The organism is Streptomyces sp. NPDC006510 (assembly GCF_040611955.1).
In the GTDB taxonomy this organism is placed as follows: domain Bacteria; phylum Actinomycetota; class Actinomycetes; order Streptomycetales; family Streptomycetaceae; genus Streptomyces.
On record NZ_JBEXPH010000164.1, the window covers coordinates 1 to 19033 of the forward strand.

19 protein-coding genes and 2 pseudogenes are annotated in these 19033 nt (G+C 69.8%); 12 read left to right on the plus strand and 9 right to left on the minus strand.

All coding sequences use genetic code 11. The features are described 5' to 3' along the window. On the minus strand, positions 1-1455 hold a 1455-nt coding region (gene miaB / locus ABZY11_RS33815), incomplete at its 3' end, for a tRNA (N6-isopentenyl adenosine(37)-C2)-methylthiotransferase MiaB (protein ID WP_356482844.1). Positions 1456-1582: 127 nt separating this feature from the next. On the opposite strand from miaB, the gene ABZY11_RS33820 reads away from it, so the two are divergent. Continuing rightward, a complete protein-coding gene (locus ABZY11_RS33820) occupies positions 1583-2581 on the plus strand; it encodes a TAXI family TRAP transporter solute-binding subunit (protein ID WP_356482829.1) in 999 nt (332 codons plus the stop codon). A gap of 40 nt (positions 2582-2621) precedes the next feature. Here the strand turns inward: ABZY11_RS33820 and ABZY11_RS33825 are convergent, their stop codons facing one another. Together ABZY11_RS33825 and ABZY11_RS33830 are read right to left on the minus strand one after the other, a co-directional pair. Continuing rightward, a complete protein-coding gene (locus ABZY11_RS33825) occupies positions 2622-4016 on the minus strand; it encodes a HAMP domain-containing sensor histidine kinase (RefSeq protein ID WP_356482830.1) in 1395 nt (464 codons plus the stop codon). Between the two features lie 15 nt (positions 4017-4031). Beyond that, positions 4032-4724: a response regulator transcription factor gene (locus ABZY11_RS33830; protein WP_356482831.1), complete on the minus strand. Its 693-nt coding sequence runs from the start codon at positions 4722-4724 to the stop codon at positions 4032-4034. Positions 4725-5082: 358 nt separating this feature from the next. Here ABZY11_RS33830 and ABZY11_RS33835 point away from each other — a divergent pair, with 358 nt between their 5' ends. From ABZY11_RS33835 to ABZY11_RS33870, 8 genes are all read left to right on the plus strand, one after another. After that, on the plus strand, positions 5083-5868 hold the full coding sequence (locus ABZY11_RS33835) for an amino acid ABC transporter ATP-binding protein (protein WP_356482832.1): 786 nt from the start codon (positions 5083-5085) through the stop codon (positions 5866-5868). Positions 5869-5954: 86 nt separating this feature from the next. Continuing rightward, positions 5955-6791, plus strand: a complete 837-nt coding sequence (locus ABZY11_RS33840) for a glutamate ABC transporter substrate-binding protein (protein ID WP_356482833.1) — start codon at positions 5955-5957, stop codon at positions 6789-6791. A gap of 75 nt (positions 6792-6866) precedes the next feature. Beyond that, positions 6867-7532, plus strand: coding sequence for an amino acid ABC transporter permease (locus ABZY11_RS33845; protein WP_356482834.1), 666 nt, complete (start codon positions 6867-6869; stop codon positions 7530-7532). Then, positions 7529-8428, plus strand: a complete 900-nt coding sequence (locus tag ABZY11_RS33850; RefSeq protein WP_356482835.1) for an amino acid ABC transporter permease — start codon at positions 7529-7531, stop codon at positions 8426-8428. The genes ABZY11_RS33845 and ABZY11_RS33850 overlap by 4 nt, the downstream gene beginning before the upstream one ends. Positions 8429-8658: 230 nt before the next feature. After that, positions 8659-10272 carry an FAD-dependent monooxygenase gene (locus ABZY11_RS33855; RefSeq protein WP_356482836.1) on the plus strand — a complete coding sequence of 538 codons (1614 nt, stop codon included), beginning with the start codon at positions 8659-8661 and terminating at the stop codon, positions 10270-10272. Positions 10273-10319: 47 nt separating this feature from the next. Continuing rightward, positions 10320-10391: a putative leader peptide gene (locus ABZY11_RS33860; protein ID WP_356482845.1), complete on the plus strand. Its 72-nt coding sequence runs from the start codon at positions 10320-10322 to the stop codon at positions 10389-10391. A gap of 74 nt (positions 10392-10465) precedes the next feature. Continuing rightward, positions 10466-11029: a cysteine dioxygenase gene (locus tag ABZY11_RS33865; protein ID WP_356482837.1), complete on the plus strand. Its 564-nt coding sequence runs from the start codon at positions 10466-10468 to the stop codon at positions 11027-11029. Further along, positions 11026-11433 carry a rhodanese-like domain-containing protein gene (locus ABZY11_RS33870; protein WP_356482838.1) on the plus strand — a complete coding sequence of 136 codons (408 nt, stop codon included), beginning with the start codon at positions 11026-11028 and terminating at the stop codon, positions 11431-11433. Before ABZY11_RS33865 ends, ABZY11_RS33870 begins: the two co-directional genes overlap by 4 nt. Before the next feature lie 55 nt (positions 11434-11488). Here ABZY11_RS33870 and ABZY11_RS33875 read toward each other — a convergent pair. Further along, positions 11489-12156 (minus strand): annotated as a pseudogene (locus ABZY11_RS33875) (FtsX-like permease family protein); the annotation flags it as partial. A gap of 457 nt (positions 12157-12613) precedes the next feature. Between ABZY11_RS33875 and ABZY11_RS33880 the strand changes: the two are divergent. Next, complete coding sequence (locus tag ABZY11_RS33880) at positions 12614-13252, plus strand: hypothetical protein (RefSeq protein ID WP_356482839.1); 639 nt, start codon at positions 12614-12616, stop codon at positions 13250-13252. A gap of 176 nt (positions 13253-13428) precedes the next feature. Here the strand turns inward: ABZY11_RS33880 and recX are convergent, their stop codons facing one another. Both recX and recA read right to left on the minus strand, forming a co-directional pair. Then, the gene (gene recX / locus ABZY11_RS33885) at positions 13429-14160 is read right to left on the minus strand and encodes a recombination regulator RecX (protein ID WP_356482840.1); all 732 of its coding nucleotides are present in this window, start codon (positions 14158-14160) and stop codon (positions 13429-13431) included. 3 nt (positions 14161-14163) lie between these two features. Next, positions 14164-15288, minus strand: coding sequence for a recombinase RecA (recA, locus tag ABZY11_RS33890; RefSeq protein WP_356482841.1), 1125 nt, complete (start codon positions 15286-15288; stop codon positions 14164-14166). 286 nt (positions 15289-15574) lie between these two features. Between recA and ABZY11_RS33895 the strand changes: the two are divergent. Further along, positions 15575-15914 (plus strand): annotated as a pseudogene (locus ABZY11_RS33895) (hypothetical protein); the annotation flags it as partial. A 16-nt stretch (positions 15915-15930) separates the two neighbouring features. Here the strand turns inward: ABZY11_RS33895 and ABZY11_RS33900 are convergent. Beyond that, positions 15931-17112 carry an AI-2E family transporter gene (locus ABZY11_RS33900; protein WP_356482846.1) on the minus strand — a complete coding sequence of 394 codons (1182 nt, stop codon included), beginning with the start codon at positions 17110-17112 and terminating at the stop codon, positions 15931-15933. A gap of 222 nt (positions 17113-17334) precedes the next feature. Continuing rightward, positions 17335-17529 carry a DUF3046 domain-containing protein gene (locus ABZY11_RS33905; protein ID WP_114247022.1) on the minus strand — a complete coding sequence of 65 codons (195 nt, stop codon included), beginning with the start codon at positions 17527-17529 and terminating at the stop codon, positions 17335-17337. Positions 17530-17609: 80 nt separating this feature from the next. Here ABZY11_RS33905 and ABZY11_RS33910 point away from each other — a divergent pair, with 80 nt between their 5' ends. Further along, positions 17610-18524, plus strand: coding sequence for a hypothetical protein (locus ABZY11_RS33910; RefSeq protein WP_356482842.1), 915 nt, complete (start codon positions 17610-17612; stop codon positions 18522-18524). 25 nt (positions 18525-18549) lie between these two features. Here ABZY11_RS33910 and ABZY11_RS33915 read toward each other — a convergent pair. Further along, on the minus strand, positions 18550-19033 hold a 484-nt coding region (locus ABZY11_RS33915), incomplete at its 5' end, for a helix-turn-helix domain-containing protein (protein WP_356482843.1).

The following is a 19033-nucleotide window of genomic DNA, read 5'->3' on the forward strand; positions in this document are numbered from 1 at the left end:
CGGCGCCGGGGCCCCGATGCCGGGCAGTCCCAGCATCACCCCGGCCGGCTTGGCGGCCTCGGTGGCGTGGCGCTTCTCCCAGGCGTCCCCGGCCCGGGTCCGCCGCACGGCCACCGGTGCGCCCTCGGCGAGCAGGTGGTGCGGGGCGGCGTAGCTGATCTCGACGGTCACCACGTCGCCCGGCCGCACGTCCTCGTCCGGCTTGGTGAAGTGGACCAGGCGGTTGTCGGGGGCGCGGCCGGAGAGGCGGTGGGTGGCGCCGTCCTTGCGGCCCTCGCCCTCCGCGACCATGATCTCCAGCGTCCGGCCGACCTGCTTCTTGTTCTCCTCCCAGGAGATCTCCTCCTGAAGGGCCGACAGGCGCATGTACCGCTCCTGGACGACCTCCTTGGGGATCTGCCCCTCCATCTCGGCGGCCGGGGTGCCGGGGCGCTTGGAGTACTGGAAGGTGAAGGCATTGGCGAAGCGCGCCTCGCGGACCGCATGCATGGTCTGCTCGAAGTCCTCCTCGGTCTCGCCGGGGAAGCCCACGATGATGTCGGTGGAGACGGCGGCGTCCGGCATCGCGGCGCGCACCTTCTCGATGATGCCGAGGAAGCGCTCCTGGCGGTACGAGCGCCGCATCGCCTTGAGGATCGTGTCGGAGCCCGACTGCATCGGCATGTGGAGCTGGGGCATCACATTGGGCGTCTCGGCCATCGCCGCGATCACGTCGTCCGTGAAGTCGCGGGGGTGCGGCGAGGTGAAGCGGACCCGCTCCAGCCCCTCGATCCTCCCGCAGGCGCGCAGCAGCTTGGAGAAGGCCTCGCGGTCGCCGATGTCGGAGCCGTACGCGTTCACGTTCTGGCCGAGCAGGGTGATCTCCGAGACACCCTCGGCGACCAGGGCCTCGATCTCGGCGAGGATGTCGCCGGTGCGGCGGTCCTTCTCCTTGCCGCGCAGCGCCGGGACGATGCAGAAGGTGCAGGTGTTGTTGCAGCCGACGGAGATCGAGACCCACGCGGCATAGGCGGACTCGCGCCGGGTGGGGAGCGTGGAGGGGAAGGCCTCCAGGGATTCGGCGATCTCGATCTGCGCCTCCTCCTGGATCCGGGCGCGCTCCAGCAGCACCGGCAGCTTGCCGATGTTGTGCGTACCGAAGACGACGTCGACCCACGGGGCCCGCTGGACGATCGTGTCGCGGTCCTTCTGCGCCAGACAGCCGCCGACCGCAATCTGCATCCCGGGCCGCTTCGTCTTCATCGGGGCGAGCCGGCCGAGGTTGCCGTAGAGCTTGTTGTCGGCGTTCTCCCGCACCGCGCAGGTATTGAAGACGACGACATCGGCGTCACCGTCCGAGCCCTCGGCGGCACGTACGTAACCCGCGCCCTCCAGCAGCCCCGACAGCCGCTCGGAGTCGTGGACGTTCATCTGGCACCCGTAGGTGCGCACCTCGTACGTTTTCAAACCGTCCACTACTCCACCAGCCACGTCGTTGCCGCTCACCCGTCCAGGGTAAGGGCTCCGCCCGGGCCCCGATGATGAATACCCCGCCGGGGAGCGGCCCTGGTCATCGCCGGAGCGGACTGGCAGGATCGCCGCCATGCTCCACGCACTCTCCCGTATCGGCAGGCGACGCGTTCTTCAGGCGTGCGCCGCCGTCGCCGTCGTGCTCGGGCTGCTGCTGTGGTGGCTGCTGCCGCTCGGGCAGCCGGCGCCGACCGGAACGCTGACCTTCAGTACCGGTGTGCGCAGCGGGGTCTACCAGCGCTACGGCGAGCGCCTCAAGGGGGACCTGGCCCGGGATCTGCCCGAGGTGTCGATACGGCTCCGGACCAGCGAGGGCTCGCAGCAGAACATCGCACGGGTGGCAACCGGGAAGGCCGACTTCACCATCGCCACCACCGATGCCCTCGCCACCTATCTGCGCGGCGGCAAGCCCGGCGCCGACCGGCTGCGGGGCTGTGTGCGGCTGTACGACGACTACATCCAGCTGGTCGTGCCCCGCGACTCGGAGGTGCGGAGGGTCTCGGATCTGGCCGGCAAACGCGTCGGGGTGGGGCAGCGGGGTTCGGGCGTACGGCTGGTCGCCGACCGGCTGCTGACGGCCGCGGGGCTCGACCCCGCGAACGACGTGAAGCCGGTTTCCGCCGGTATCGACACCATGCCGGAGCAGCTGGAGAACAACCGGCTCGATGCCTTCTTCTGGTCCGGCGGACTGCCCACGTCCGCCGTGCAGGAGCTGTCGGACCGGTTCGCGATCCGGCTGGTGCCGCTGGAGGCCCCGCTGGTCAAGAAGCTCCAGGCGGTGGGCGGGTCGGCCCGGTACTACCGTTCGGCCATGATGCCCGCCGACGCCTACCGCAACGCGCAGCAGGGCCAGGCGGTGCCGACGGTCGCGGTCGCCAATGTGCTGGTGACCACGGAACGCTCGGACCCGGCGATGACGGAGGCGTTCACCCGGACCGTGATCGACAGCCGGGACCGGATCGGGCGCGAGGTACACGCGGCCCAGCTGGTGGATCTGCGGACGGCGATCTACACCGATCCGCTGCCGCTGCACGAAGGGGCCAGCCGCTACTACCGCTCGGTCAAGCCCTGACCGCTCTCCTCATTCCATCCCGCTCAGCATCCTGTTCCGCTCAGCCCTGCGGGCCGTTGCGGGGCACGGAGACCGTCACCCGCAGCCCGTGCGGCTCGTGGGCCGCGTAGCTCAGCGAGCCGCCGCCGGCCGCCAGGAGCGCCTGCGAGATGGAGAGCCCGAGGCCGGAACCCTGGACGTTCTGATGCTGGGTGCTGCGCCAGAAGCGGTCGCCGACACGTTCCATCTCCTGGTCGGTGAGGCCCGGCCCGCGGTCGGCGACGACGACCGTGACGTCATCGCGGCCGGAAGCGACCGTGACGACGACCTCTTCCTCGGGCGGCGTGAATTTCAGCGCGTTGTCGATGATCGCGTCCAGCGCGCTCGACAGGGCGATGGGGTCCGCCCAGGCGGTCACCGCGGCCGAGCCGTCCGCGCGGAGCCGTACCCCCTTCTCCTCGGCGACCGGCCGCCAGGACGCGACGCGCTCCGCGGTGAGCGCGCCGATGTCCGTGAGCTGCAGATCGGCCGCGGCGTGTTCGGCCAGCGCCAGGTCGAGCAGGTCGTCGAGGACCTGCGCGAGGCGCTTGCCCTCCGTGCGCACGGAGGCGATCTCCTCGTTGCCCTCGGGGAGTTCGAGCGCGAGGAGCTCGATCCGCAGCAACAGCGCGGCGAGGGGGTTGCGCAGCTGGTGCGAGGCGTCGGCGACGAAGGCGCGCTGCTGCTCCAGCACGTCCTCGACGTTGTCGGCCATCTCGTTGAACGACCGGGCCAGGCGCCTGAGTTCCGGCGGCCCGCCGGAAGCCGCGACCCGGGACCGCATCCGCCCGCTGGCGATGTCGTGGGTGGCCGCGTCCAGGGTCCGCACGGGCAGCAGCACCCAGCCGGTGAGGCGGATCGCGGCACCGACCGCCACCAGCATCGCGATCACCTCACCGGCCGCGATCAGCAACCAGCCGCGCAGCGTGCGCGAGCGCATCTCCGCGGTGGGCGAGTCGAGGACCACGACGGCGACGACATCGCCGTCCCGTACGACGGGTGAGGCGACGACGACCCTGCCGTCCTGCCACGGCCAGACCTGCGGCGGGTCGTGGCTGCGCCGGCCCAGCAGGGCCTCCTTGAACGCCTCGCGCCCCTCCCCCTCGATCGGGAGCTGCCAGGCGGCGGGGGCCTTCGCCATGGCGCTGTCGTCGCGGTAGAAGACACCGGCGCGGATGCCGTACACGGACGCGTAGGTGTCGAGTTCGCTCCGCAGGGTGCGCCGGCGTTCGTCGTAACCGGCGGCCCGCTCGGTGATGAACTGCGCGAGTGCGGCGAAGCGTGCCGTGTCGTCGATGCGGTCGATGACGACGCGTTGCTGCTGGGCCGCCGCCACGCTGACGGCCAGCGGGAAGCCGAGGGCGAGCAGCACGCCCGCCATGAGCACGATGAGCAGGGGAAGCAGCCGGGTGCGCACCTGGGAAGGACGCCTCTACGCGGACGGCGCGACGAGGCGGTAGCCGACTCCGCGCACCGTCTCGATCAGGGCGGGCAGCCGCAGTTTGGAACGCAGGGACGCCACGTGCACTTCGAGTGTGCGCCCCGTGCCCTCCCAGCTCGTGCGCCACACCTCGCTGATGATCTGCTCCCGGCGGAAGACCACTCCGGGGCGCTGGGCGAGCAGCGCGAGCAGGTCGAACTCCTTGCGGGTGAGCTGGACTTCCGATCCGTCGACGCTGACCCGGCGGGTCGGCAGCTCGATGTGGACGTGACCGAGACGCAGCGCGGCGACGGGCATGGGCACGGTGTCCTCGCCCGGAGCGTTGCGCCGGCTGACGGCATGGATACGGGCGAGGAGTTCGCCGGTGTCGTACGGCTTGACCACATAGTCGTCGGCGCCGAGGTTGAGGCCGTGGATCCGCGACCGTACGTCGGCGCGCGCGGTCACCATGATCACCGGGGTGGCGGTGCGCTTGCGGATCTTCCCGCACACCTCGTAGCCGTCCTGGTCGGGCAGGCCGAGGTCGAGGAGCACGACGCCGAACGGCTCCATGTCCGCGGGCAGCAGCGCCTGCAGCGCTTCCTCGCCGCTGCGCGCGTGCACGACCCGGAAGCCGTGCCGGGCCAGGATCGCGGAGAGGGCGGCCGCGACGTGGTTGTCGTCCTCGACGAGCAGCAGCCTCATGGCCCCCCTTTCCGGATTTCCGATGGTGCGGTGCCGATATGTGTCGGCAGGTGTCGGTGCGGTCACTCGTACGTTCCTCGTCACTTCCCCGTACCGATTCCCGTACCGAGGAGTTTCACGTCATGACGTACCAGGGCATCCACTCCGATGAGAGGCAGGTCAGTCAAGGCCCTCCCGTCGCATCCAGCCATCTGTTATCCACCCGGTACGCCATGGGCGTCGCACCCCGCGTCCCGTTCACACGGAGTGTCCGGTTGCCGCCGGATCGTTATCCTCAATTTCCGCTCAGATGTAATGACGCTGGTAGCACCGCGTCACTAGGGTCCTTCCCAACCGAGGAGGACGGAGCAAGAAGCCGATGAGCGAAGTTTCAGTGACCAAGGGCGCCGAGGACGCCGCACCCGCGGCGAACGACCTTGTCGTACTGAGCAACGTCAACAAGCACTTCGGCGCGCTGCATGTGCTCCAGGACATCGACCTGACGATCGCCCGTGGCGAGGTCGTGGTCGTCATCGGGCCCTCCGGGTCCGGGAAGTCCACGCTGTGCCGCACGATCAACCGCTTGGAGACGATCGACTCGGGCGCCATCTCGATCGACGGCAAGCCGCTGCCCCAGGAGGGCAAGGAGCTGGCCAGGCTGCGCGCCGATGTCGGCATGGTCTTCCAGTCGTTCAATCTCTTCGCGCACAAGACGGTGCTCGAAAACGTGATGCTGGGCCAGATCAAGGTCCGCAAGACGGACAAGAAGGCCGCCGAGGACAAGGCCCATACGCTGCTCGACCGGGTCGGTGTGGCGACGCAGGCCGACAAGTACCCCGCTCAGCTGTCCGGCGGTCAGCAGCAACGCGTGGCCATCGCACGGGCGTTGGCGATGGACCCGAAGGTGATCCTCTTCGACGAGCCGACATCGGCGCTCGACCCGGAGATGATCAACGAGGTGCTGGAGGTCATGCAGCAGCTCGCCCGGGACGGCATGACGATGGTCGTCGTCACGCACGAAATGGGCTTCGCGCGCTCGGCGGCGAACCGGGTCGTCTTCATGGCCGACGGAAAGATCGTCGAAGAGGCCACGCCCGACCAGTTCTTCAGCAACCCGCGAAGTGACCGGGCCAAGGACTTCCTGTCGAAGATCCTTCACCACTGATTGATCCGCGTCACCTGATCGATTCGTACCGCCGGTTCCCGGGCCGGCCGATCGCTCGTATCGCGTCAACTCTAGGGAAATACACCATGCAGCTTCGTAAGGTCACCGCCGCCTCGGCCGCCGTGCTCGCTCTCGCCCTCACCGCCACCGCCTGTGGTTCCGACAAGGAGGACGGCGGCTCGGGCGACGGCAAGAAGATCACGATCGGCATCAAGATCGACCAGCCGGGCATCGGCCTGAAGACCCCCGACGGCAAATACACCGGCTTCGACGTCGATGTCGCCACGTACGTGGCCAAGGAACTCGGCTACGACGCCAAGGACATCGTCTTCAAGGAGACCAAGAGCGCCGACCGCGAGACGGCGATCGAGCGCGGTGACGTGAAGTTCATCGCCGCCTCCTACTCGATCAACGACGAGCGCCTGCAGAAGGTCGACTTCGCCGGTCCGTACCTGCTGGCGCACCAGGACATCCTGGTCCGCGCCGACGACGACTCGATCAAGTCCCCGGCCGACCTGAACAACAAGAAGCTGTGTTCGGTCGCCGGCTCGACCTCGGCGAAGAACGTCAAGGACAAGCTGGCCCCGAAGGCCGACCTCCAGACGTACGGCGGCTACTCGGAGTGCCTGACCGGCCTGGAGAACAAGGTCATCGACGCGCTCACCACCGATGACAGCATCCTGGCGGGCTACGCCTCGCAGCAGAACTTCCAGGGCAAGTTCAAGCTGGCCGGCTTCAAGATGACCAACGAGAACTACGGCATCGGCCTGAAGAAGGGCGACGCCGACCTCAAGAAGAAGATCAACGACGCGCTCACCAAGATGGTCTCGGACGGTTCCTGGGACAAGGCCGTGAAGGCCAACTTCGGCCCGGCGAACTACAAGAACGAGCCCGCCCCGAAGATCGGCAACATCGTCAAGTGAAGCAGGGCTGACCGGGCGCGCCGTCCGTGAACGGCGGCGCGCCGTGCCCTCCTACACGCGGAAGCGCGGGAGATCGTGTTCGACTTTCTTGAAGGTTACGACCTGCTGGGGGCCTTCTGGGTGACGGTGCAGCTCACCGTCTACTCCGCCCTCGGCTCCCTCATATGGGGAACGCTGCTGGCCGGCATGAAGGTCAGCCCGGTCCCCCTGATGCGCGGCTTCGCCACCGCGTACGTGAACGTGGTCCGGAACATTCCGCTGACCGTGATCATCCTCTTCTCGTCGCTGGGTCTGTACCAGACTCTGGGCATCGCGCTCGGTGCCGATGTCACCGACGACATCAACTTCCGGCTGGCCGTACTCGCCCTGGCCGCCTACACGGCCGCCTTCGTCTGCGAAGCGCTGCGCTCCGGCATCAACACGGTGCCGGTCGGCCAGGCCGAGGCCGCGCGCGCACTCGGGCTGAGCTTCACGCAGGTGCTGCGGCTGATCATCCTTCCTCAGGCGTTCCGCGCGGTGGTCAACCCGTTGTCCAACGTGCTGATCGCACTCACGAAGAACACCACGGTCGCCTCCGCGATCGGCGTCGTCGAGGCCTCCTACCTGATGAAGGACATGATCGAGGCCGAGGCCCAGCTGATCCTGATCGCGCTGGTCTTCGCGTTCGGCTTCATCGTTCTGACCCTCCCGACCGGCCTGATCCTCGGCTGGGTGAGCAAGAAGGTGGCGGTGAAGCGATGAGTTCCGTCCTCTACGACGCCCAAGGACCGCGCGCCAAGCAGCGCAACATCCTGTACACGGTGCTGTTCATGCTGTGCGCCGCAGCCGTGGTGTGGTGGGTGTACGACGGCCTGGCCGAGAAGCACCAGCTCGACTGGATCAAGTGGGAACCCTTCTTCACCAGCTCCCAGCCCTGGGTGACCTACATCTGGCCGGGCCTCCAGAACACGCTCAAGGCGGCGTTCTTCGCCCTGATCATCGCGCTGCCGCTCGGAGCGCTCTTCGGTATCGGTCGGCTCTCCGACCACCGGTGGGTGCGGGTGCCGGCCGGCGTGGTCGTGGAGTTCTTCCGTGCCATCCCCGTACTGATCCTGATGATCATCGCGAACGCGGTGTACTCGGAGTACACGAACATCAGCACCGACGACCGTCCCCTGTACGCCGTGGTGACCGGTCTGGTGCTGTACAACGCCTCCGTACTCGCCGAGATCGTGCGAGCCGGCATCCACACCCTTCCGAAGGGCCAGGGTGAGGCCGCCAAGGCGCTCGGCATGCGCAAGGGCCAGACCATGGTGTTCGTGCTTCTGCCGCAGGCAGTGACGGCCATGCTGCCGGCGATCGTCAGCCAGCTCGTCGTCATCGTGAAGGACACCGCGCTCGGTGGTGCCGTGATGACCTTCCCCGAGCTGCTGGCCTCGGTCCGGCCGATGGCTGCGAACTACGGCGCGAACACCATCGCGTGCTTCACCGTCGTCGCCCTGATCTACCTCCTGGTGAACTTCGCGCTCACCTCCTTCGCGAGCCGGCTGGAGCGGTGGCTCCGGCGCAACAAGAAGGGGAAGGGCACCACGCCCGGGGGCGCACCGGAGACCATCGGTACGCCGTCGCTCGTCATCGACGACGGGCGCGCCGTCTGACGGCTCGTCGCATCGAACGCCCGAGGGGCGGTGGCAGATCTGCCACCGCCCCTCACCGCACTTTGGTGTCGCTTGACGCAAGCAGCGGCAGTAGGTTGCATACGTTCTGTGATCGCGCCCCCTGCCCCCGCCGCCACACTTCTCCCTCCGCCGCCTACCCCCGTTTCGAGCCGCGCGCTCGTTCCGTCCGCGTCCTCGGCGTCGTTCGCACGGATTCGAGGAGCCGCCCCGTGGACCCGGTGATCATCGTCGGTGCCGGGCCCGTCGGTCTGGCGCTGTCGCTCGCCCTCGCGGCGCAAGGCGTTCCCTCCGTCCTTCTCGACGAGGACCCCGGAAAGGACGAGACACGCCCCGCCCGCACCGTGGTGCTGCGCGAGGACACCGCGGCCCTGGTGGAGCGGCTGGGCTGCAAGGCGCTCCGGCACGAGGGGATGCGGTGGTCCGGGTGGCGGTCGATGCGGCGCAGGCAGCTGGTGCGTGAGCTGCCGCTCGGCGAGGACTCCCCCGAGGGCGATCCGTCGCCGGCCCCCGTCCATCTGCCGCAGCACGTCCTGACGCGCGGGCTGCGGGATGCGGTGGCCGCGCACAAGCTGGTGCGGGTGGCCCCGTACAGCCGGATCGACACGCTGGAGCAGGACCCCACCGGCGTCACCGTGCACACCAGGGAGCCGAACGCGACCTGGTGGCGCGGGAGTTATCTGGTGGGCTGCGACGGAGCCAGGTCCACCGTGCGCAAGCTGCTCGACATCCGGTTCCCCGGTCGTACGGCGGTGGAGCGGCATGCCGTCGCGGCGCTGCGCACCGAGCTGCCCTGGCCCGGCCAGGCCGTGCTGCACCGGCTGCCGCCGTGGCGCACCGGCGGCGCCGAGGTGACGGCGCGTCCGCTGCCGGACGGCGTCTGGCGGCTGGACTGGCTGCTGCCGCCACGCGGCGAGCTGGTCACCCCGGACGCCCTGATCACCCGGGTCCGGGACACCCTGGCGGGCTGGTGCGGCGAGACACCGCCGTACGAGCTGCTGGACACGGGCGTGTACACGCTGCACCATCGGCTCGCCCTGCGCTGGCGGGTCGACCGGGCCTTCCTGGCCGGGGACGCCGCGCATCTGCTGGGCGCGCTCGGCACCCAGGGCCTCGACGAGGGGCTGCGGGACGCCGAGAACCTGGCCTGGAAGCTGGCCCAGGACTGGCACCACGGTGCCTCCGACGTGCTGCTCGACAGCTACCAGGCCGAGCGCCGGGCCGCCGTCGCCGCGCGGCTGCGCGCCGCGGACCAGTCGCTGCCGATACTGCGTGGCGGCGGCGGGCTACGGACCTTGGTCCCGGGGAGCGCACGGGGGCACGATTCGCTGCTCACCGATGGGCATCTGGGCTGCGGCCCCCTCGGTGCGCCCCCTTCGTACTCGCATTCGCCCCTTGCGCCCCCACGCGCCGAGGCGCACACATCCGTGGGTACGCCCCCCGGTGCGCCGGTGGCCGATGTGCGGGTGACGGCACCCGACGGCACGACCGTGCGGCTCCGGGAGCGGCTGGGGCAGGGGCATCTGCTGGTGGTCCTGGTGGCGCCCGGCACGGGGGTCTGGGACCGGCGTCACTGGAAGACCGCCGGTGTCATGCCCCGCCTCGCCGCGGCCGTCGACGCGCTGCCGGTGAAGGGCGAACTGCTGGTGACCGAGAGCTATCCGGGGGCGTCGGCCCACACCGTGCTGCTGATCAGGCCGGACGGTCACCTCGTGGCGTCGTTCGGCGGGGTACGGCCCCGGGAGCTCTTCGCGGCGGCGGACGCGGTACGTGGCGGGGCGGTGCGCGCCTCCCTGCTCTCCGACCGGACTGCGGGCATCAATTGACCGCTGCGGAGGTACATGGTGTACTCCGAAACGTGACCGACACCGATGTGCGCCTGTGGCGGAGGGTCCATATGGACCTCGTCCGCTATGCGGGCTGCGTGTGTCGGCCGTTCTGCTGAATCGCCTTTCCCTGCCCCGCTGTGCGCGCTGCCGTACGGGCGGGGCATCCGCGCGAACCCTCAGGACGGTCTCTGTGTCTGCCTCTCTCCCCGTACCCACGCCTGCGCCCGCGTCCGCACACACGTCCCCATCCGTCGCCGGCTCCGGTCCGACGGCTGCGGAACTGCTCGATTTCGTCCGCCGTGTCGCCGCCGACGCCGGGATCGTCGCCTCGCTCCCCCTCGATCCCGAAGGCCGCACCTGGATCCAGCTCGAAGGGCCGGGCGGCAGCGAGGCCTGGCTGATCGGCTGGCCGCCGGGGACCGGCACCGGCTGGCACGACCACGCCGACTCGATCGGCGCCTTCACCACCGCGGCCGGCACCCTCAAGGAACTGTCGCTGGCCGCCCGGCTGCCCACCGACGGCTGGAAGACCCTCGAACTCACCGAAGGCATCGACCGGTCCCGGGAGTTGGCCACCGGCCAGGGCCGGGCGTTCGGCCGCCACCACGTCCACGAAGTGCTGAACGAATCCGCCACGCAGCACGCCGTCTCCGTACACGCCTACTACCCACCGCTGCCGCGGATCCGGCGCTACAGCCGCACCGGCGACCTGCTCCGCCTTGAGCAGGTCGAGCGGCCGGAGGACTGGCAGTGAGCGACGGTCGTCGGGGTGGTGCGGAGCCGGTCGGGATCGATGAGCTGCTGGAGCGGGTCCGGGCGGGGTTCGTCAGGGTCGGCCCGCAGGAGGCGGTCGCCGCCGCTGCGGACGGTGCGCTGCTCGTGGACATCCGTTACGCGGAGTTGCGGGAGCGGGACGGGCTGATTCCGGGGGCACTGGTCGTCGAGCGCAACGAACTGGAGTGGCGGCTCGACCCGCGGGGAAGCCATCGGGCGCCGCAGGCGGTGAGCCACGATCTCCGGATCGTCGTGGTCTGCAACGAGGGCTACGCGTCGAGCCTCGCTGTCGCGTCCCTGCGGCAGCTGGGGCTGCACCGGGCGACGGATCTGATCGGCGGGTTCCAGGCGTGGCGCGCGGCGGGGCTGCCGGTCGAGGTGTGACGGACGGGGTCCGCGGTCCTGCCGAAGGCCCCCGACGCCGGACTCCGTCCGGGGCTCACTGTCTGGACGTGGCCACCTCCACCGGCCGGATCCTGAGTGCGAGTCGGCCGGGCAGTGCGGTGGCGGTCAGTGCCAGCAGTGCGGCGGCGCCCACCACCGTCACGTACAGCAGCGGCAGAACGGTGGGCGCCGCGCTGCCGGTCATGCTGATGCTGAAGGCGGTCAGCACAGCCAGCGCGATACCGCTGCCGAGGGCCGCGGCGATCAGCAGCACCGACAGGGCCTGGCACGGAGCATCCTCAGGACCTGCCGCCGGGTCGCACCGGCCAGCCTGAGCATGGCGAACTTCCTGATGCGCTCGGACACGGACATGGCAAGGGTGTTGACGACCGCGATGGCGGTGGAGGCCAGGATCAGGCCCATGGCGAGGTAATTGGCCGCCGCGTTCTCCTGCTGCCGGTCCGCCTGGCGCCGATCGACGGTGTCCGGGGAGAATACGGAGACGCCGGGGAACTGCTCGACCGTAGCGGCGAGTTCGTCGCGGCTGCCGTGCCCGGCGACCAGGACGGTTGCGGCAAGCGGGTTGTCCATGTGCCGGGCGAGCAGGTCGTGGGGCAGCGTCAGGTCGCCGAAGCCCAGCCCGCGACTGTAGACGGCGGCGACGGTGAGAGTCGCCGGGGTGCCGTCGCCGAGGTGGAGTCTCAGCACACTGCCGGGGCGGAGGCCGTCGAAACCGCCCAAATCGCGGGCTCAGCCGGGGGCCGCGGACCCTGCCGGTATCGCGGCAGGTCTGACACGGACCGTGCGGATGCCCGGAGGGGGCGCGACGCCGCCCCACTCGCGCCACGGCTTCTGCACCGGGCACGACTTCTCCGCCATGTGCAGACTCCCTGCCCTGCGCGGTATCGCTGCCCTGTACGGCTTCTCTGCCCCGTACAGCTTCTCTGCCATGCGTCACACAGTGCTCCGTGCACAGACGCATGCGCACTGGAGCGTGCCTGTGTCTTCATGCGGGGGCTATCCCCTCATGTGTCCATCCGGGGTCAGCCCTTCATGCCGCCGGCCGTTCCCCCGAATCCGCCCCGACACACCCGAACGCCACGCTCCGGTGGAGCAATCCCCGTACCCGACGGACATTCACCACAACGCCAAGGACCGACGTGACGGAGACCTCGCACCCATGCCGACCCCCACTCTCACCCCCGACCAACTGGATTCCCAGGCCGCTCGCCTCCATGACACCGAGGCGTGGCAGCAGATCATCACCGGCTGGGAAGCCACGGCCCCCGACCCCGTACGACCTTCCTCCCCCGGCCCCGCTGAACAACTGCCGGCCCGTCAGCCGGCCGACTGGCGCGACCTGCTGTCCGTGCCGGTCGACCAGCTCATCGCCGACTCCGTCCGCGCCCTGCCGGCGACCGCGCCGCGTGAACGGCCGCTTCCCGGACGGCTGGGCGCGATCCTCCCGGACCGGCTCCACTCCTGGCGGCGGATCGGCCAGCCCGAAGTACGGCCCTCCACGCATCTCGCCTACGCGAGGCAGATCCTGACCGAATGGGGCTGGCAGAACACCCCGTACCGGCTCCGCAACGCCCGTGGTGCACGGTGCATCTGCGGCGCCCTCCTCACCGCGCACCGCCTCGGCTACGGCTCCCTCGACACCGTCGACCGGGCCGGTGCCTGGCTCGTCGCCGAGCTCCGTTCCCGGGGCTGGACCGGGCTGATCGGGCCCTGGAACCGCTGCCCAGACCGCACCGCCGCAGATGCGCTCGCCCTGATCGACGCCACCATCGCCCGCGCCGCCCGCGCCGGGCAGTGATCACTGAGCCTCCCCCGCAGCCCGCCCGACAACACGGCGGCGATACCCGAAGCGCTTCCCCGCCCCAGGGCTCCCCAGCCCCCAATACCTCACGCCGCGATTGCGCACCCCGGCGTTTGCCCGGACTCCCCGCAAGCTCGGACTCCCCGCAAGCCCGCCGCCCCCTACGAGCCCGGTCAGTAGGGCTCGTCCAGACCTTCCGTGTCCTCGCCCTCTTCCTCCAGCGCCTGCCGCACGACGCGCAGGGCCATGCCTTCCCCGTACCCCTTGCGCGCGAGCATGCCCGCAAGGCGGCGCAGCCGCTTGTCGCGGTCCAGGCCACGAGTGGAGCGCAGCTTGCGCGCGACCAGCTCGCGAGCGGTCGCCTCCTCCTGCTCGGAGTCGAGCTGCCCGACGGCCTCGTCGATCACGGCGGAGTCCACGCCTTTGGTGCGCAGCTCACGGACGAGAGCGCGGCGGGCCAGTCCGCGGCCGTGATGCCGGGACTCCACCCAGGCGTCCGCGAACGCCGCATCGTCGATCAACCCGACGTCCTCGAAGCGCGACAGCACTTCTTCGGCTGCCTCATCCGGGATCTCCCGTTTGCGCAGGGCGTCCGCAAGCTGCTTCCGGGTGCGCGGGGTCCCGGTGAGCAGCCGCAGGCAGATGTTGCGCGCCTGCTCGACCGGGTCTCGCGGCTCCCCCTTCTCGGCCCTCGACGAGGAAGGGGAGCCGCTGCTCCTGGTGCGGGAGCGGGCACGACGACCCGCCCCCTCGCCGAATCCGGCGCCCGAATCCGTGCCGCGACCGGGACCGGCCTCCGGCTTGTACGCACCCTCGGACTCGGCCATGTACCCGGCGGCGATTTCGTGGCCGGGGCCGGCGTGCTGGTCAGTGGCGCTGACCGGCCGCTCCGTACGACGCGTCACGGTCTAGCTCTTGGCCGCCGCCGTCTTGGCCGGCTTGGACTTGCCGGCCGGAGCAGGCGCCGACTTCGCGCTGTCGGCCGGAGCCGCGGCGCCTGCCGCGTCCGCACCGGACTCGGCGGCGCTGTCATCGGGCCTGACTCCGATGCCCAGCTTCTCAAGGATCTTCTTCTCGATCTCGTTGGCGAGATCGGGGTTGTCCTTGAGGAAGTTACGGGCGTTCTCCTTGCCCTGGCCGAGCTGGTCGCCCTCGTAGGTGTACCAGGCACCCGCCTTGCGGACGAAGCCGTGCTCCACGCCCATGTCGATCAGACCGCCCTCACGGCTGATTCCCTGGCCGTAGAGGATGTCGAACTCGGCCTGCTTGAAGGGCGGCGCGACCTTGTTCTTGACGACCTTGACGCGGGTGCGGTTACCGACGGCGTCGGTGCCGTCCTTCAGCGTCTCGATCCGGCGGATGTCAAGGCGCACCGAGGCGTAGAACTTGAGCGCCCGGCCACCGGTCGTGGTCTCCGGCGAGCCGAACATCACACCGATCTTCTCGCGGAGCTGGTTGATGAAGATCGCGGTGGTCTTGGACTGGTTGAGCGCGCTGGTGATCTTGCGGAGTGCCTGGCTCATCAGACGGGCCTGCAGACCCACGTGCGAGTCACCCATCTCGCCCTCGATCTCCGCACGCGGCACGAGCGCCGCGACGGAGTCGATGACGATCAGATCGAGGGCACCGGAACGGACCAGCATGTCCACGATCTCAAGGGCCTGCTCACCGTTGTCCGGCTGGGACAGGATGAGACTGTCGATGTCGACGCCGAGCTTCTTCGCGTACTCGGGGTCGAGGGCGTGCTCCGCGTCGATGAACGCGACCGAGCCGCCGAGCTTCTGCGCGTTCGCCACCGCGTGCAGCGTCAGCGTCGTCTTACCGGAGGATTCCGGTCCGTACACCTCCACCACACGGCCGCGCGGCAGGCCGCCGACGCCGAGGGCCACGTCGAGGGCAGTCGACCCGGTGGGGATCACTTCGATGGGCTCGTTCGGCCGCTCGCCGAGGCGCATCACCGCGCCCTTGCCGAATTGCCGTTCAATCTGTGCGAGTGCGGCATCCAGCGCCTTCTCGCGGTCGGTTCCTGCCATGGGTTCCACCCGATTTGCTTGAGTCGATCGCTTCACGTCAAAGACGCTAACCCCTGCCACTGACAATGGGCCTCGACGTCCTCCCGGCCTGTGGATAACTCCACGGTCGGGCCCGGGAAAACCCGGCCGGAATCCCATGAGAATGGATGTTCGATTTTGGTGTCAAGCGCACCACGCCGGACCGATCTGCACCCAGCGTAGCGCTCTAGCGCCCCGCTTCCGGGGAGTCAAGAACAGGCGATCGACGCCACTCCGAACGCCGGCCACACCATGCCGAATTCCGGATATATATGGACAAACCAGTCAGACGAAGTGGCCCTGGTTCCCCGGGGCGACACGGGGTCCGGGTCGCGGCATCGCCGTTCAACCGGGTGCGATCGGAGCGACCGTCCATGTCACGGGGCGGACGAGCGGGCCGGAGCGCTCCGAGATGAACCGTGGAGGAGACCGCGGCCCTCGTCGAGGCCAAGGCGTCGGCGAACCGGATGGCGTTCGCGCCGGCGCACGAGCTGGAGCCCCATGGCGCGACCGCCGTATCCCTCACGCCCGGCTGACTGCGGTCCGCGGCCATGCTGGAGGCCCACGGCGTCACCGAAGCGAACCGGTGCGACGCGATCGCGCACTCACGTCCCGACCAGACGGTCAGGCGCGCCCCGGCACCTCCGGCTCCCCGACAGCGCCCTGTCCGCCCTCGCTCCCGTAGCCCTCGTCACTCCCGGAGGCGCGCCAGGAGCGGCGCAGCCGTGTGAGCACCGGCTCGCCGCGCCGACGGCCCCGGCCGTGCATCCGGGGGTCGTCCGTCACGTCGTACCGCTTCACATACGCGCCGAGGAACGCCTGGAGCGTGGCGACGGCCGGGATCGCGATCAGCGCGCCCACGGCGCCCATCAGAGCCGTGCCCGCGATGACCGATCCGAAGGCGACCGCCGGATGGATGTCCACGGTCTTGGAGGTGAGCTTGGGCTGCAGCGCGTAGTTCTCGAACTGCTGGTAGACCACGACGAAGCCGAGCACCCACACCGCGTACCAGGGGTCGACGGTGAACGCGATCAGCATCGGCAGAGCGCCCGCCAGATACGTACCGATCGTGGGGATGAACTGGGAGACCAGCCCGACCCAGACGGCGAGCGCGGGCGCGTACGGAACGCCGAGGATCACCAGCAGGACGTAGTGCGCGATCCCGGAGATGAGGGCCATCAGACCGCGCGAGTAGAGGTAGCCGCCGGTCTTGTCGACCGCGATCTCCCAGGCCCGCAGGACCTCCGCCTGCCTGGCGGGCGGCAGCACGGAGCACAGGGCGCGCCGCAGCCTGGGGCCGTCGGCCGCGAAGTAGAACGAGAACAGGAAGATCGTCAGAAGGCGGAACAGCCCGCCGAGCACGGTGGTGGAGATGTCGAGCACTCCGGTCGCGCTGTTCTGGACGTACTTCTGCAGCCAGTCGGAGTGGAGCAGGCTGTCCTGGACCTCGACCCGGGAAAGGTCGGTGTGGAAGGTCTGGTTGACCCAGTTGATCACCGAGTCCAGATACTTCGGGAACTCCTCGACCATGTCGACGATCTGGCCCGCGAGCATCGAGCCGAGCAGCACGACGAAGCCCACCCCGGCGATCAGCACCGCCAGGAAGACCAGGAAGGTGGCGAGGCCGCGGCGCATGCCGCGCGCCGACATCCGGCTCACCGCCGGCTCGATGGCAAGCGCCAGGAAGAACGCGATCAGTACATTGATCAGCAGACCGATGAGCTGGTCGAACGCCCAACTGCCGAGCCGGTAACAGGCGTAGAGCGCCAGGGCGAGAACCATGGCGCGCGGCAGCCACGCGGGCATGCGTACCGACCCGTTGCCGGCGGACGCGGCGGGTGGCGCGGCCGGCGGGACGGGCGGTGTGATCGGCGGCTGGGTCTGTGCTGTCTCGTCTGTCGGTGCCACGGCTCCAGTCTCGCCTACGGCTGCGACGAGCAACCGACCACCCCGGACAACAGCGCAGGTCCGGACACTGACGGGCCGGGGATCGGTGCAGGTCGGCGCGGGTCGGCCAGGAGCCTGGGGTCAGCGCTTGTCCGCGGGGATACCGACCGCCGTACAGACACCGCGCCAGACATCCTTGGTTTCCCAGCCCGCGGCCAGCGCCTGGTGCACCGTCTGCCCGCCGAGCTCGGCCATCACATGATCGCGCGCGAAGGAGTCGGCGTACCCCGCACCGAAGTGGTCTGCCATCCGTTCCCAGAAAATCGTCAACCGCATGACCTCAGTATCCCGCTCCTGAGAGTGCAGCCGAGCCTGCTACGTCCTGTCGAGAGCGCTTACCGGCCTACGGTCGGTCCATGGCTGGAACCGGAACAAGTCCCCTCAACCGTGCCGAGCAGTTCATCTGGCTCACGGCCCGCGTCCTGGAACAGCGGCGGTTCGCTCATCACTTCCTGGAAGGAAGTGCGGACGCCGTGGAAACCGCACTCGCCGCCTATCTGAACGAGGACGGCGGCTACGGGCACGCGCTCGAACCCGATCTGCGCGGCCCCGTCAGTCAGCCACTGCACACCGCGCACGCGCTCAATGTGCTGGACTCCATCGGGCGCTGCGACGGGCTGCGGGTGGAGCGGATCTGCCGCTTCCTCACCGAGGTGTCGACCAAGGAGGGCGCGCTGCCCGCTCTCCTGCCGACGCAGCGCGGCTATCCCGCCGCGCCGTTCATCCCGATCGTCGACGATCCTCCCGCGGCGCTGTTGACCACCGGCCCCGTCGTCGGGCTCCTGCACCGCAATGCGGTGTGGCATGCCTGGCTGTTCCGGGCCACCGATTTTTGCTGGGCCGCGGTGGACGCACTGGACCGGTCGCATCCGTACGAGATCGAGGCGGCGCTCGCCTTTCTGGACGGCGCTCCGGACCGGGCGCGAGCTCAGGCGGCGGCCGACCGGCTCGGGCGGCTGGTGCGGGATCAGCGGCTCGCCGTGCTGGATCCGGAGCAGCGCGCCGAGTACCCCGTGGCGGCCGGATACGCGCCGGGTGAGCAGCACTTTCCGTACGACTACGCCCGTACGCCCCAGTCGCTCGCCCGGCGCTGGTTCACCGACGAGGAGCTCTCCCGCTCGCTCGACCATCTCGCGGCCGAGCAGCAGGCGGACGGCGGCTGGCCGGTCAACTGGCGGCAGTGGGCACCGGGGACGGCTCTGGAGGGGCGGCCCATCGTGACGCTCAAGGCACTTCTGACACTCCGCGCCCATGGACGCAGCCTCGACTGAGACCGGTTGCCCATGCGGGTGCCGGTCAGCCGGCTGCGGACACTCCGTCGGGCCCGGCAGCGGTGTCGCGCAGCAGCAGGGCCGCGATGGCGAGCGCGGCGCCGCGTGGTGACGACGGATCGAGGCCGGTCAGCTCGGTGAGCTTGGCCAGACGGTTGTCGACGGTGTTGGGATGCAGCCCCAGCACAGCCGCGGTGAGGCGTCGGTCCTGCTGCTGTGGCAGGTGGGTGCGGAGGGTCCGCAGCAGTTCGGGGCGGCCCGCCACGGGGTCCAGCAGGGCGGCGATGCGGTGGCTGCTGGGGCCTGGTCGGGACAGGTGGAATTCGAGGAGTACGTCGTCCAGGACGTGCAGTCCGGGCGGCAGCCCGCAGGCGCGGGCGACCCGGAGGATCTCCGTGGCCGTCCGGGACGCCTCGGGGAGGGTCGCCGGTGTCGCCGCCGGCACGGTGGCGACTCGGAGCTCGACGCCGCAGGCGCGCGTCAGGCGCTCGGCGAGGTCGCCCGGTGGC